We start from the raw sequence: 13,646 nt of genomic DNA, 5'->3' as shown, positions 1-13,646 counted from the left end.
GCCGGCTCGGAGGTAAATACTTCCTCGTCGAATTTGTTTACTTCGAATCTATTTTTATTAATCTCTTATAAAATAATGCCTCTATGTGGTAGCTAGATTAATAACGCTCCGGGAGCGACGTTCAGCTAATGAGCGAATCGAACCCGACAGCCGATCCCGACGAGTCGGACGGGAGCGCGCCGACGGGAGCGCAGCTCCGGCTCGCGGTGCCGGACATGGACTGCTCGTCGTGCGCGGGGAAAGTCGAGGGCGCGCTCGATCGGGAGGGCGTCCGCTCGGTCGACACTCGGCCCACGACGGGCGTCGTCGTCCTCACGTACGATCCGGAAGCGACGGACGTGGAGGCGCTGACGGCCGCCGTCGAGGGCGCGGGGTACGCGGTCGCGGATGCGGAGTCCGACGGCGTCGCCGACGGCCTGTTCACGAGCCCCCGCGCGATCGCCACCGCGGTCGGCGGGGCCTTCCTCGCGGTCGGGCTCGCCCTCGAGTGGCTGCTCCCCGGGCTCGACCCGACGTTCGCGACGATCGGCGGCGTCGGCTTCCTCGGGCCGTGGGCCGTCACGGGCGCCTCGGTCGCGTACCTGCTGGCGGTCGGGGTCGCCGGGCCGCCGATCCTCCGGAACGGGTTCTACTCGCTGCGGGGGGTGAGCCTCGACATCGACCTGCTGATGAGCGTCGGGGTCGTCGCCGCGCTGCTCGTCGACCTCCCGTTCGAGGCGGCGACGCTCGCGGTGCTGTTCTCGGTCGCCGAGCTGCTCGAACGCTACTCGATCGACCGGGCGCGCACCTCCCTCCGCGAGCTGATGGAGCTGTCCCCCGACGAGGCGGTCGTGATCCGGGACGGCGAGGAGGAGACGGTCCCCGCCGAGGCCGTCGCGACGGGCGAGCGGCTCGCGGTGCGACCCGGCGAGCGCGTCCCGCTCGACGGGGTGGTCCGCGAGGGCTCCGGCGCGGTCGACGAGTCGCCGATCACCGGCGAGTCGGTCCCGGCGGAGAAGGAGCCCGGCGACGAGGTGTACGCCGGCTCGATCAACGAGGCCGGCTACCTCGAGGTTGAGGCCACCGCGCCCGCCGAGGAGTCGACCATCGCGAGGGTCGTCGACCTCGTCGAGGCCGCCAACGGCGAGGAGACGCGCGCCGAGCGGTTCGTCGACCGCTTCGCAGGCGTCTACACCCCGATCGTCGTGGTCGGCGCGGTCGCGACCGCCGCGCTCGGCCCCGTCCTCGTCGGCGGCGGCGCGGAGACGTGGTTCGTCCGCGGACTCACCCTGCTCGTCGTCGCGTGCCCCTGCGCGTTCGTCATCTCGACGCCCGTCAGCGTCGTTTCCGGCGTGACCGCGGCCGCCCGGAACGGCGTCCTGATCAAGGGCGGCGAACACCTGGAGGCGGCCGGCGACGTCGACGTCGTCGCGCTCGACAAGACCGGGACGCTCACGCGCGGCGAGCTGTCGGTGACCGACGTGGTCCCCCTCGGCGACCGCGAGGCCGACGACGTGCTCGCGTGCGCGACCGCCATCGAGCGACGGAGCGAACACCCGGTGGCGGAGGCGATAGTGGTGCGGGGCACTGACACCGCCGGTTCCGAGGCCGCCGGTACCGGGTCCAGCGACGAGACCGAGGTCACCGACTTCGAGACGCTCACGGGCGAAGGCGTCCGCGCTGATATCGACGGCGAGACCCACTACGCCGGCAAGCCCTCGCTGTTCGAGGACCTCGGTTTCGACCTGAGCCACGCCCACGTCCGCCCTGACGGAGGGGTGGTTCGGGAGCGCGACGACGCCGACGACGCTGGCGGAGACGGAGCGCGCGGGAGCGAGGCGAGCGCCGCCGCGGAGCCCGAGCCCTGCGACCACGGGCAGTACCTCGACCTAGCGAGCGAGACGATTCCGCGGCTTCAGGCCGAGGGGAAGACGGTCGTCCTCGTCGGGACCGAGGCGGAACTGGAGGGCGTCGTGGCGGTCGCGGACACAGTCCGTCCGGAGGCGGCGTGGGTCGTCGACCGCCTCCACGAACTCGGCGTGGACCGGGTCGCGATGCTCACCGGCGACAACGAGCGGACCGCGCGGGCGACCGGCGACCGCGTCGGCATCGACGAGGTGCGCGCGGATCTGCTCCCCGACGAGAAGGTCGCGGCGGTGCGTGAGCTCGCCGCCGAGACCGACAGCGGCGTCGCGATGGTCGGGGACGGGATCAACGACGCCCCGGCGCTCGCGGCGGCGGACGTGGGGGTCGCGATGGGCGCCGCCGGCACCGACACCGCCATCGAGACCGCGGACGTGGCGCTGATGGCCGACGACCTGACCAGGCTCCCGTACGTCGTCGACCTCGCCTCGCGCGCGAGCTCGACGATCCGAACCAATATCGGGGCCTCCCTCGCCGTGAAGGCGCTACTCGCCGCGGGCGCTCCCCTCGGCTACGTGAGCGTCGCGATGGCCGTCGTCGTCGGCGACATGGGTATGAGCCTCGGCGTCACCGGGAACGCGCTCCGGCTCGGCAACGTCGAGCCCGCGGAGCCCTCCGGGGCGGCGACGGACGCGGCCGAGCCGAACGCGGACGCCGCCGCGTCGGAGCAGTAGCCGGTCAGTCGACCCGGAAGCCGGCCTCACGCTTTTTATTACCGCGGCGGTAACTGCGCTCGTATGCCCTCCGAGCGCGGGACGCCCTCCACCTCCGAGGAGGCGATGGACCGCACGGAGTCCGCGGAGGTCCGGGCCGACCCCCACGGCGACCGGAGCGTCTCCGAGACGGTCGCCGAACCCGACCCGATCGAGTGGGGGCCGGTCCGCCACGAGCGACTGCGCTCGCTCGCGATCGGGGTGTCAGTCGGAATCGCCGGCGCGGTCCTCGTCGTCTTCGGCACCGTCGCCGCCGGGGGGATCGCGGGTATCGCGTCCGGCGACCTCGCGGTCCCGAGCGTCGGGGCCGAGGCGATCGCCGTCGGGGTCGCGCTCTTGCTCGCGCTTCTGCTCGGTACCGTGCCGGTGCTGTACGCCGTGTACCGCGAGAGTTCGGTCGGGGAGCCGTCCGTCGCCCGACTGCGCGAGGCCGCAGAGACGCTTCGGCCCGGCTGGACGCTGGCCGGGCTCGGCGCGGTCGTCGCGGCGGCGCTGGCGCTGCCGACTGACTTCCTGCCGGCCCTCTGGCCGGTGTTCTGGGCCGTCTGGTTCGTGCCGGCGGTCGCCGAGTCGTCGGGGGTCGCCGTTCGGCTCGACCCGGCCGAGCGGGCGATCGCGCGGACGTATCCGGCGCGCGACCGGACTCGGAGCGACGACCTCGGGGCGGTCGTCAGGACGCGCCGGATCGACCTCCCGTGGACGACGGTGTTCCTGCTCGCGTACCGGGGGAACGCGTGGTTCCGGTCGACGCCGTGGCTGTTCGTCCCCCGCGACCGGGCGGACGCGGTCGAGTCCGCGCTCGGCGCGGTGCTGGCGGAGAGCGACGGGCCGGACCGGGCGAGCGTCCCGGAGCGGCTCACCCTCGCGACGCTGGGATCGTCCTCGCTCGTAGTCGGCCTCCTCATGGCCGTTGCGGCCGGCGAGGGAGCGGGCGGACTGGCGCTGGCGCTGCTCACGGCCCCGTTCTCGCTGCTGTTCCTCGCGCTCGCGGCGCGGTTGTGAGTCGCCCGCGGAGTCGACGCAACCCCGTCGCGACACCGGACCTGACACCCCCTACCACGCGACTCATATACCTGCGCACCCAAACTCGTTCATGGACAGACAGCGTCTGGAACGCGCGCTCGAAGACGAGTTCGGCGGGACCGAGGCCGAGCGGCGGGCCGTCTCGCGGGCGGCCCGCGACCTCGTCGACTCCGGACGGCCCTCCGAGGACCGCGGCCACGGCCTGACCGTGACGGGGGTGATCGGACACATGGAGGACGCGCCGGACGACTCCTCGCTGGTGGAGCGGTGGAACTGGTGGATGGGCGCGCTCGATGCTGCCTACGGCGGCTACGACTACTTCACGGTGCGGTTCGTCGAGGACGACGAGGCGACCGGCCTCCGGCGGTAGGGCGACAGCGGACCGCCGAGAGGGGCGACAGCGGACCGCCGGCGGCGAGCCCGACTGTCCGAATCACCGGCGAGCGGCAGCGGATCGTCCACTTTCACTTTCACTCCGCGGATGGCTCGGTTATAGGAGCGTTCCGGGCCGAACTAGGTGTATGAGCGCAGTCACCGCCGACCGACCCCGGTACGCGACGCCCACGCGCGTGGACATCACCGACTGTCGAACCGACCGCCTCCCGGACCGAGTCCGCGTGAACCGCGTCGACGGGAGCGAGGTCCACCTCGAACGCCGCGGCGGCCGGACGTTCCTCGTCACGCGACCGACCGAGTGACGGCGGCTTCCGGACGGTAGCGACCGAAAAGACCGCGACTACGGCGTCAGTCGTCGGCCGTCAGTTCCGCGCGCGCCGGCCCGTCGTTCCCGAGCCGACTTTCGAGACCCACGCCGAGCGTCTCGTTCGTCCGCGCCACCGACTCGGCCGCGTCGACGTCGGTCGTCATCGCGCGGATCGCGTCGACGTTCTCCGGGACCACGTCGGCCTCTTGGTGGACGTTCTGGAAGAGGTACAGGTCTCGCCCGGTGACGCTGATCGACTCCTCCCAGACGCAGTTCTCCCAGAGGTCGCCGCGGGGCCGCCCCGCGTCGGCGGCGTACTCCTTCAGCGCGCCCGCGCCGTCGATGCCCGCGGCCTCCGGCACGAGGAAGATCCGGTCCTCGTCGGCGAGGAGGTCGCGGACGGCCCCCGAGTCGGGGTCGCTCTCCAGCGTGACGTTGACGCTGTGGGTGTGCATCCCCGTGACCGGCGCCTTCAGCGCCGCGGTGTCGACCGGCAGGTCGGGAAGAATCTCGTTCACGTCCGGACCGTGATGAGAGGGGACCGCCGCGGGGTCGGGAACGATGTCGTTTATCGGGCCGCGGTCCGTCTCGCTCGGATCGCCGCCGCGGCGCACGAGCGTGACGCGCGCCTTCTCGACGCCGTAGGTCTCGTCGAGCGGCGCGAGCAGCCGCGAGAGCGCGGTCGTGTTACAGGAGACGACGCGGACCGCGTCCGCGCCGCGGGCCGCCTCGAACCGACCGCGGGCGTTGAAGGAGGCCTCGGCGACGGCGGCGTCCTCGCCGCCTTGGAAGATCGCCGGCGTGTCGTGGGCCTCGTAGACGGGCGCGTTGCGCTCGCCGACGCCGGAGGGCGCGCAGTCGACGACGACGTCGACGGCGTCGAGCAGGTCGCCGAGGATCCCGGACAGGTCGACGCCGGCGGCCGCGAAGTCTTCGACGCGGTCCTCGACCGCCGCGTACAGGTCGTAGCCGCGCCGCGCCGCGGCCTCGACGCCGTAGTCGGGCGACGCCTTCGTCACGCCGACGAGTGTCATGTCCGGCTGGGCCGCGACGGCGTCCGCGACCCGTTTCCCGATCGTGCCGTAGCCGTTGACGCCCACGCGTATCATATCTGCCCCTCGCTCGGGAATCGGTATAATCTTTTCGAGGTGGGTGAAATGAAATTAACTACCCCACGAGTAATCGATCGGTTAATTCGACGCCGATCGGCACCGGACGTAAATAATTCAATTACGGAATAGAGTAAACTCAGCGATGACAAGGCCTAACGCCCGGCCGAACGGAGACGCTGGCATGGCAGCCGATCTCTCCGACGCCGCGACGACCGCGGTCGAACAGTGTCTGAACGTCGCTCCCGACGAATCGGTCGCGGTCGTCACCGACGACGAGCGCGAGCCGATCGGCGAGGCGCTGTACGCGGCCGCGAGCGCCGTCACCGACGACGCGACGCTCCTCCGGTACCCCCCGACCGAACAGCACGGGACGGAGCCGCCGGCACCGGTCGCGGCCGCGATGGCGGAGGCCGACGCCTTCCTGGCCCCGACGACGAAGAGCCTGAGCCACACCCGCGCCCGCGGCTCGGCCTGCGACGCCGGCGCGCGCGGCGCGACGCTGCCCGGGATCACCGAGGACGTGTTCACGACGGGGCTCGACGCCGACTACGCCGCCATCGAGGCCGCCTGCGACGACGTGCTGGGGCAGATCGGCGACGCCAGCGAGGTCCGCGTCACCGCGCCCGCCGGCACGGACATCACCTTCGAGGTCGGCGACCGCGAGTGGCTCGCCGACACCGGCATGGTCCGCGACCCGGGCGATTTCTCGAACCTCCCCGCCGGCGAGGTGTTCGTCGCGCCCGCGAGCGCGACCGGGACCTTCGTCGTCGACGGGACGATGATGCCCCACGGCCTGCTCGACGACGGGCGGGAGCTGGCGTTCGAGGTGGAGGACGGGTTCGTGACCGAGATCGCCGACGACGCGATCCGCGCCGACGTCGAGGCCGCCGCCGACGAGGTCGGCGACGCGGCGTACAACCTCGCGGAGCTCGGCATCGGCACCAACGGCGGCGTTGCGGAACTCGTCGGGTCAGTCCTCTTAGACGAGAAGGCGGGCGGGACCGTCCACATCGCGATCGGAGACAACGTCGGGATCGGCGGCGAGACGGACGCGCCGCTCCACCTCGACGGGATCATCCGGGACTCGACGGTCTACGCCGACGGGGACGAGATCGACCTGCCGAGCGCGTGAAACGTCCGTGAGCGAAAATATTCCCCACTTACAAACTATCGAGGCGCTGGCGCGTGCCGACGAGCGGCCGCCATCGGCGACCGCGAGACAGCACCGCGCGAGGGAGTCGGTGGGTCGGAGCGAAGCGGAGAGCCACCGACGAGGCTGGGGAGGCGTGAGGTGCGGTGCGGGGCGGGATTCAAACGGGCAGCCGCGAATCGGGCGCAGGCGAAGTAAGGACCGCAGAGAGCGAGCGAAGCGAGCGACTGAGGACCACAGCGAGCGTGCGCCCGATTCGCGGCTGGGGCTTTGGGAGTATTCACCGCCGACCTGCTGAATCCCGTTTATAATCCGACGGGGAATTTGGAGGGAGCTCCCACCGAGCCGTCAACATCGACGTACTCTGCCTATTCTACGACCGCGAGCGCCACGCCCGCCACGTCGCGAACGCCGACCACCTGGTGTCGCCACCCGTCGCCGGCGTCGACGCAGAGCGTTCCCGCGTCCGTCACCCCGACCGAGACGCCGGGGCCGTAGCCGAGCGCGACGGGCGTCTCGTCCACGGGCAGGTCCGCGGGCGTCCACGTCTCCTCGCCCCACTCGCCGGCCCCGTCCGAGTGAACGAGCAGGTCACCGCCGACGACCGCCATCGCGTGCCCGTCGCCGTCGGACGCGACCGCCTCCGCGACCGCCTCCCGGGCCGTCATCCAACCGTTGCCAAGCCAGTAGAGCCCCGCACCGGTCGCCGCGAGCGGCATCCCGGCGCCGGCCACGTCGCGCGCGTCGTCGAGGCCGACGTCGGTGATGCCGCGCTCACCGACCCGGTACACCGCCTTCGCGCCAGCGACGAGACCGCCGTCGACCGCGCGCGGGTCCGTGACGGTTCCGATCCGCGTCGTCGACGAGACCGTCGCCTCGTCGCCCTCCCCGACGTTGATGCGCTCGATCGCCCCGTCCTCGCGGGCGACAAGGAGCGCGTCGTCACGGTCCCTCGCCGCGCCGACCGCGACCGCCGGCTCGTCGTCGACCGACTCGAACGCCGGGTCGTCGCCGACCGCGGCGACCGAGAGCCCGTCGGGCGTGGCCGCGACGGCGAGGTCGGGGCCGCCGCCGCGAGCGAGGACGGTGACATCGCGGGCGGGGTCGCGGGCGACCATGTCGAACGCGCCGACCTTGTCGGCCGACAGCGAGACGCGGACGATCCCCGTCCCCGTCGCGACGTAGGCGTCGGTGCGGCCGGCGCTGCCCGCGTACACGCGCTTTTCATCGATCGAGATGTCATCCTCGGCGGGAGCCATCGGAGGGCCGTTCTCCGCGGCGGGACATAAGCCCCGCGCGGCGGCGCGCGTTCCGACCCTCCGGGAACGCCCGCCCGTTCCGACGGCCATTTGAGCGCCCCTCGCGTACGCTGATTCGTGCAATCGGTCGCCGCCGAGTTCTCGACGCTGCTCGCGGAGGTGGCCCCCCGACTTGCCCGGATCACGGCGTTCATCGCGGGGGGCGTCTTCGCCGCCAACGTCGCCGTCGCGTTCGGGCTGGTCCGGTACGTCGCCGGGCTCGCGGGGTGGCTCACCCGACCGGCGAACCTCCCGGACGAGGTCGGCACGGCGATCCTCACGACCGCGGCGTCGACGACCGCGGGCTACGCGACGCTCGCGGAGTTCCGCGAGTCGGGGCTGCTCGACGACCGCGCGACGCTCGTCGCGGTGACGATGAACACGTTCTTCGGCTTCGTCCAGCACGTGTTCACCTACTACGTCCCGGTGTTGATCCCGATCCTCGGCGTCACCACCGGCGCCGTCTACGTCGGCGCGCGCGCCGGCATCGCGCTTTTGATCACCGTCACCGGCGTCGTCGCGGGCGGGTTCCTCCTCTCCGAGTCGAACGTCGACCGCGCCGCGCTCGCCGACGTCGAGGCGACCGGGCCCGAGGACGACGACCGTACCGACCGGGAGCGCGTGCGCGACGCGGCCGGGAAGTCGTGGCGGACCCTCCGGCGGATCGTCCCGCGGCTCGCGGTCGTGTACACGCTGGTCATCTGGCTCGTCACGACCTACGACGTGGCGGCCCTGACGAGCGTGGCGGAGCCGATCACGAGCGTGCTGGGCCTGCCGGGTGCCGCGGTGCCGGTCATCGCGGTGTTCACGCTCGACACGACCGCGGGCGCGGCGACCCTCGCCGGGACGGAGGCCGGGATCTTCACGACGCGGACCGCGGTCGCGTCGCTGCTCATCGGGAGCATCCTCTCGTTCGCCGTTTCCACGTTCCGGCGCTCGATCCCGTTCCAGTACGGGATCTGGGGGCCTTCGTTCGGGACGAAGGTGATCGCCGTCAACACCGCGCTCAAGCTCGTCTTCATTTCGGCGACGGTCGCGCTACTGCTCGCGCCGGTGTGGTGACAGGGCCGGCGGAGCCCGAATCAGTAGGTTCAACACCGGCCCGGATCGATCGGCGCACATGGCGCTCGAAAAGGACGTGGACTGTCCCGACTGCGGCGGGTCTCGTTCGTTCTACCGGACCGCGGCGATGACGCTTCACCTCGGCGAGAAGACGAAGTGGCGCTGTCCCGACTGCGGCTACGGCTACGTCGAGATCGACGGCATCGACACGCTTCCGGCCTGACGAAACCGTTCGCCGGCGCCGCCTCCTCGCCGGCCCCGGGTTTCCGTCCGCGACGCCGCCGCAACACTCAGTACCCCCGGGACTGACCCGGGACACATGAACCGAATTCGGCGACGGTCCGCGGGGGTGAACGCGCGTGGTCGGTGAGGCGCGCGATCCCGACGGCGACACCGGACCGCTGGATGGCGTCACCGTGCTGGACCTCTCTCGCGTGCTCGTCGGCCCGTTCTGTACCATGCAGCTCGGCGACCTCGGCGCCGAAGTGCTCAAGATCGAGCGGCCCGGACAGGGCGACCAGACGCGGACATGGGTCCCGCCGGCGTTCGGCGAGGGCGAGGGCGAAGAGAGCGCCTACTACGTCAGCGTTAACCGGAACAAGCGGTCGATCCAGTTGGACCTGACGACCGAGTCGGGGCGCGCGGTCGCGCGGGACCTCGCCCGCGAGGCCGACGTGCTCGTCGAGAACTTCCGGGTCGGTAAGACCGCCGAGTGGGGCCTCGACTACGGCGACCTCGTCGACGAGAACCCCGGGCTGATCTACTGCGGCATTTCCGGCTACGGCGAGTGGGGCCCCGACCGCGACAAGCCCGCCTACGACATCATGATACAGGCGCGGGGCGGGTTCATGTCGTTCACGGGCGTCGAGGACGGCCCGCCGGTCCGGATCGGCGTCGCGCTCGCCGACGTCGGCGCGGGGATGTACGCGACGCAGGCGATCCTCGCGGCCCTCCTCGAGCGCGAACTCGGCGACGGCCGCGGCCAGAAGATCGACGTGAGCCTGCTGGACGGGCAGGCCGCCTGGACCAGCTACATGGCGACGAACTACTTCGCCAGCGGCGAGCCGCCGGGACGGATGGGGAGCAAACACCCGAACATCGTCCCGTATCAGGCGTTCGAGACGAGCGACGGGTACGTCGTCGTCGCCTGCTCGTCGGACCCGTTCTGGCCGCCGCTGTGCCGCGCGATCGACCGCCCGGACCTGCTCGCGGACGAGCGGTTCGAGACCAACGAGGGCCGCGTCCGCCACCGGGAGGAGCTCGACCGCGAGCTGAGCGAGACGTTCGCGTCCATGACGACCGCCGAGGCGACCGCGGTCCTGGAGGAACACGACGTGCCCGCGAGCCGCGTCCGCGACGTGAGCGAGGTGTTCGCCGACCCCCAAATCGAGGCGCGCGGGATGGTCGCCGAGACGGAACACCCGACCGCGGGCACCGTCACGTTCCCCGGCTCGCCCATGCACTTCTCCCGGACGCCGACGACCGTCCGGCGCCACCCGCCGGCGCTCGGCGAACACACGGAGTCAGTTCTCGACGAGTACGGCTACGGCGACGGCGACATCGCGGAGCTGAAAGAACGGGGAGCGATTCCGGACAACTGACGGCGACGGGACGCTCGGTGGTCGGGTTCCGTCGAGCGCTCCGCCGTCGGTCGCCGCCGAGCGCTCGGTCACCGGTTTTCGCGGTCGCTCAGTCGTCGTTTTCGGCCGTGATCGGGTCGCTCTCGTCTTCGGTGAACCCCGCCGACTCCTCCTGCCGCTCGCGGGCCTCGGGGTCGAACTCGGCCTCGATGTCCTGATACCGCGGGACGAAGGAGAGCTCGTGGTGACTCTCCGTCTCGTGGCCGATGTACCGCTCTTCGAGGTCGAACTGCGCCTCCTCGTCGTTCTGCGCGATGTTCTCGAAGTCCTCGTAGGCCGCGTGGGCGCCCGAGTGGAGACCGTACAGCGTGATGAAGATGTACTGGTAGCCCAGGTCGCCGAGCTCCTCGAAGGTGAGCGGGTCCTCCTCGGCGCCCCACTCGAACGAGGAGGAGTAGTTGAAGGCCAGATCGAGGTCGGGGTGGGTCTCGTGGATCGTCTCGGCGTACTCGACCGCGTCCTCGCGGGACGGGTCGGGCATCTCGGGCCAGACGAGGTCGACGCCGGCGTCGGCGTAGATCCGGCCGCGTTCGAGGTGCTCCTCCCAGTCGCCGTTGGCGGAGCCGTACGCGTCGGTGCGGGCGATGATGACGGTGTCCTCGCTCTGCTTGGCGTCGACGGCGGCCTCGAAGCGCGAGCGGGCCTGCTCGCGGGAGACGATCTGCTTGCCGGCGATGTGGCCGCAGCGCTTCGGCGAGGTCTGGTCCTCGATGTGGACGGCGGCGACGCCGGCCTTCTCGTACTCGCGGACCGCGCGCCGGACGTTGTGGACGCCGCCGTAGCCGGTGTCGCAGTCGGCGATGACGGGGAGGTTCGTCGCCTCGACCATGCGCTTCGCGTTCTCGACCATCTCGGACATGGTGACCATCTCCAGGTCGGGGAAGCCGAACTGGCCGAGGACGGTCGAGTAGCCGCTCATGTAGGCCGCGTCGAGGCCCGCCATCTCCGCGAGGCGGGCGTCGAGGGCGTGGTAGATCCCCGGCGCGAACGTGTACTCCTGCTCCTCGAACAGCTCGCGGAGCCGGCGGCCGGCCGGGTTGTCGATATCTCTGGTGAAGACGTCGTCGTCGAGTTCGTTGGGATTCATCGGGTTACTGCGTGGTGTCGTCGTCTGCGGTGCGGTTCGGCGCGGTGCGCCGGCCTGATCGGCGTTTGTCGGCGGGGCGAGCGGTCGGCGCGAACGTCGTCGGGTCCGGGCGCGGTCCGTCGCCGGTCCCCGCCATTGGGACGGTGCTGCGGGACGCGTCCTCGCCGGTCGACCGGGCCGAGCGCTCGCGGGAGCGGCGCGTCGCGTTCGCCGTCATCGCGAACCCCCGTCGGTCCGCGTCCGCGAGGCGGGACGCAGGTCGGGGACCATGGGTGCGTCGCGCTCGTCGTCGGCCGGCGGACGGGTCGGGCGACGGGTGTCGGCCCGGGGCGGCGAGCCGGGCGAGCGCGTCCCCGTGGTCCGGCGCGTCGTGATCGTCGGGACCAGCGGCGCGCCGGCCTCCTCGGTGGGCGGGATGCGGCCGGGGATCGGCTGCGGAGAAGCAGTCCGGTCGGAGCGCTCCGCGGGCTCCGAGCCGGTCGTGCGGTCGGTCGTGCGATCGGTGCGTCGAGTCGTGTCGTCGGGCGTGTCGTCAGGTGTCGTCATCGGGTCGTGTGGGGGGTTGCGGCGGTCGTCTGGTGATCGGGTCGGTGCCTCGGGTCGCTGCGTGTCCGCGTACGGATACTGCCATTGCGACCGGAGCAAATCGGAGGAAGATAATAAACATAATGATTGATAATGATAATATTCGTTATGTTGTTTTATTCGGTTAAATGTTCCATGACAACACGGCCCATACAAACGAAGACATCCGGGGCTGCGCGCCCCTCGCCGCCGGTGACAGCGTCCACAACACTGTCGGTGACGCCGCCGAGCGACATCGACGGCGTCGGACCGGGCCAGACCGAGCCGGGCCGGACCGATCGCTTATTGACCCCGCCGCGCGGAGCGTAGGGTAGTGAACGAGCGCGACGCTCTCCGGGCTCTCGCGGCCGACCTCCCGCACGCGGGCGACGACGCCGCCGTCGTCGACGGAACGGTCATCACGACGGACATGCTCCACGAGCGGACCGACTTCCCGGCCGGCACAACGCGGTACACAGCCGGCTGGCGCGCAGTCGGCGCGTCGCTGTCGGACGTGGCGGCGATGGGCGCGACCGCCCGGGCCGCGGTCGCCGTCTACGCCGACGAGGCGTTCGACCGCGACGAGCTGACCCGGTTCGTCGCGGGCGCGGTCGACGTCTGCGAGGCGGTCGACGCCGAGTACGTCGGCGGCGACCTCGACGAACACGTCGAGTTCACGACCGCGACCACCGCGGTCGGCGGGATCACCGACGCCGGGGCCGTCACGCGTGACGGGGCGCGACCGGGCGACGCGCTCTGCGTCACCGGCGAGTGGGGCCGGTCCGCAGCGGCGCTGCGGATTTTCAAAAACGACGGCGAGGGCGAGACCGAGCGCGCCAACGAGCTGTTCCGGTTCACGCCGCGCGTGGCCGACGGGCTGGCGCTGGCATCGCACGCGACCGCGATGATGGACTCCTCGGACGGGCTGGCGCGGTCGTGTCACCAGCTGGCCGAGGCGAGCGAGGTCGGGATCGAGATCGAGCGGGACGCGGTTCCGGTTCACCCCGCGGTCGAGGGGGTTGCGGAGGGGTCGACGGAGCGGTTCGAACTCGCGGCGCACTTCGGCGAGGACTTCGAGTTGGTCTGTGCGGTACCGGAAGCGGAGGTTGATACGGTCGAAGAGTCGTGTCCCGCCGGGCTCACGCGGATCGGGACGGTGGTCGAGGAGCCCGAAGAAGGAGGGTCGCGCGTCCTCGCCGACGGCGAGCCCCTGCCCGACCGCGGCTTCACGCACGGAGACGGATAGGTCACCGAGGTCCCAGTGGTTCGCTTATAAATGAGCGCCCGCAGAGCGGCGGCGAACACCACCGAAGCCCCGGCCGCCCGACCGTCCAAGAGTCGAACTTATAAACGACTGATCCACGCGAACACCGCCTCGCGACCGCCCCTTCG

14 protein-coding genes are annotated in these 13,646 nt (G+C 71.3%); 9 read left to right on the top strand and 5 right to left on the bottom strand.

The window, feature by feature from the left end; all coding sequences use genetic code 11:
* Positions 1-128 precede the first annotated feature (128 nt).
* The 4 genes from EXE47_RS12150 to EXE47_RS18745 all read left to right on the top strand — a co-directional run bounded on the left by EXE47_RS12150 (position 129) and on the right by EXE47_RS18745 (position 4,336).
* A complete protein-coding gene (locus EXE47_RS12150; RefSeq protein ID WP_089308115.1) occupies positions 129-2,576 on the top strand; it encodes a cation-translocating P-type ATPase in 2,448 nt (815 codons plus the stop codon).
* A 63-nt stretch (positions 2,577-2,639) separates the two neighbouring features.
* Positions 2,640-3,617: a hypothetical protein gene (locus EXE47_RS12145; protein WP_089308116.1), complete on the top strand. Its 978-nt coding sequence runs from the start codon at positions 2,640-2,642 to the stop codon at positions 3,615-3,617.
* A gap of 91 nt (positions 3,618-3,708) precedes the next feature.
* Positions 3,709-4,008 carry a hypothetical protein gene (locus tag EXE47_RS12140; protein WP_049931556.1) on the top strand — a complete coding sequence of 100 codons (300 nt, stop codon included), beginning with the start codon at positions 3,709-3,711 and terminating at the stop codon, positions 4,006-4,008.
* A 151-nt stretch (positions 4,009-4,159) separates the two neighbouring features.
* Positions 4,160-4,336 carry a hypothetical protein gene (locus EXE47_RS18745; protein ID WP_167373071.1) on the top strand — a complete coding sequence of 59 codons (177 nt, stop codon included), beginning with the start codon at positions 4,160-4,162 and terminating at the stop codon, positions 4,334-4,336.
* A 46-nt stretch (positions 4,337-4,382) separates the two neighbouring features.
* Here EXE47_RS18745 and EXE47_RS12135 read toward each other — a convergent pair whose 3' ends face one another.
* Positions 4,383-5,450 carry a type II glyceraldehyde-3-phosphate dehydrogenase gene (locus tag EXE47_RS12135; protein ID WP_049931557.1) on the bottom strand — a complete coding sequence of 356 codons (1,068 nt, stop codon included), beginning with the start codon at positions 5,448-5,450 and terminating at the stop codon, positions 4,383-4,385.
* Between the two features lie 184 nt (positions 5,451-5,634).
* Here EXE47_RS12135 and EXE47_RS12130 point away from each other — a divergent pair, with 184 nt between their 5' ends.
* Positions 5,635-6,585: an aminopeptidase gene (locus tag EXE47_RS12130; RefSeq protein WP_089308117.1), complete on the top strand. Its 951-nt coding sequence runs from the start codon at positions 5,635-5,637 to the stop codon at positions 6,583-6,585.
* Between the two features lie 386 nt (positions 6,586-6,971).
* On the opposite strand, the gene EXE47_RS12125 is transcribed toward EXE47_RS12130, so the two are convergent.
* Entirely contained in the window at positions 6,972-7,862 is an 891-nt protein-coding gene (locus tag EXE47_RS12125) for a hypothetical protein (protein WP_089308118.1), read from the bottom strand.
* Positions 7,863-7,979: 117 nt separating this feature from the next.
* On the opposite strand from EXE47_RS12125, the gene EXE47_RS12120 reads away from it, so the two are divergent.
* The 3 genes from EXE47_RS12120 to EXE47_RS12115 all read left to right on the top strand — a co-directional run bounded on the left by EXE47_RS12120 (position 7,980) and on the right by EXE47_RS12115 (position 10,564).
* On the top strand, positions 7,980-8,963 hold the full coding sequence (locus EXE47_RS12120) for a nucleoside recognition protein (protein ID WP_049931560.1): 984 nt from the start codon (positions 7,980-7,982) through the stop codon (positions 8,961-8,963).
* A 58-nt stretch (positions 8,964-9,021) separates the two neighbouring features.
* Entirely contained in the window at positions 9,022-9,186 is a 165-nt protein-coding gene (locus tag EXE47_RS18740) for a hypothetical protein (RefSeq protein WP_167373072.1), read from the top strand.
* Between the two features lie 136 nt (positions 9,187-9,322).
* Positions 9,323-10,564, top strand: coding sequence for a CaiB/BaiF CoA-transferase family protein (locus EXE47_RS12115; protein WP_089308119.1), 1,242 nt, complete (start codon positions 9,323-9,325; stop codon positions 10,562-10,564).
* Between the two features lie 88 nt (positions 10,565-10,652).
* Here EXE47_RS12115 and aceA read toward each other — a convergent pair whose 3' ends face one another.
* From aceA to EXE47_RS12100, 3 genes are read right to left on the bottom strand one after another with little or no spacing between them, the layout of a single operon-like run.
* Positions 10,653-11,690: an isocitrate lyase gene (aceA, locus tag EXE47_RS12110; protein WP_086216767.1), complete on the bottom strand. Its 1,038-nt coding sequence runs from the start codon at positions 11,688-11,690 to the stop codon at positions 10,653-10,655.
* Positions 11,691-11,694: 4 nt separating this feature from the next.
* On the bottom strand, positions 11,695-11,907 hold the full coding sequence (locus tag EXE47_RS12105; protein WP_086216768.1) for a hypothetical protein: 213 nt from the start codon (positions 11,905-11,907) through the stop codon (positions 11,695-11,697).
* Positions 11,904-12,236 carry a hypothetical protein gene (locus EXE47_RS12100; RefSeq protein ID WP_049931564.1) on the bottom strand — a complete coding sequence of 111 codons (333 nt, stop codon included), beginning with the start codon at positions 12,234-12,236 and terminating at the stop codon, positions 11,904-11,906. The genes EXE47_RS12105 and EXE47_RS12100 overlap by 4 nt, the downstream gene beginning before the upstream one ends.
* 352 nt (positions 12,237-12,588) lie before the next feature.
* On the opposite strand from EXE47_RS12100, the gene thiL reads away from it, so the two are divergent.
* Positions 12,589-13,500 (top strand): thiamine-phosphate kinase, encoded by a 912-nt coding sequence (thiL, locus tag EXE47_RS12095; protein WP_089308120.1) that lies wholly within the window; start codon positions 12,589-12,591, stop codon positions 13,498-13,500.
* The last annotated feature ends 146 nt before the right edge of the window (positions 13,501-13,646 follow it).

This window comes from Halorubrum sp. GN12_10-3_MGM, assembly GCF_005435235.1.
GTDB classification, from domain to species: Archaea; Halobacteriota; Halobacteria; order Halobacteriales; family Haloferacaceae; genus Halorubrum; species Halorubrum ezzemoulense.
This window is presented reverse-complemented; position numbering and strand designations above follow the sequence as displayed.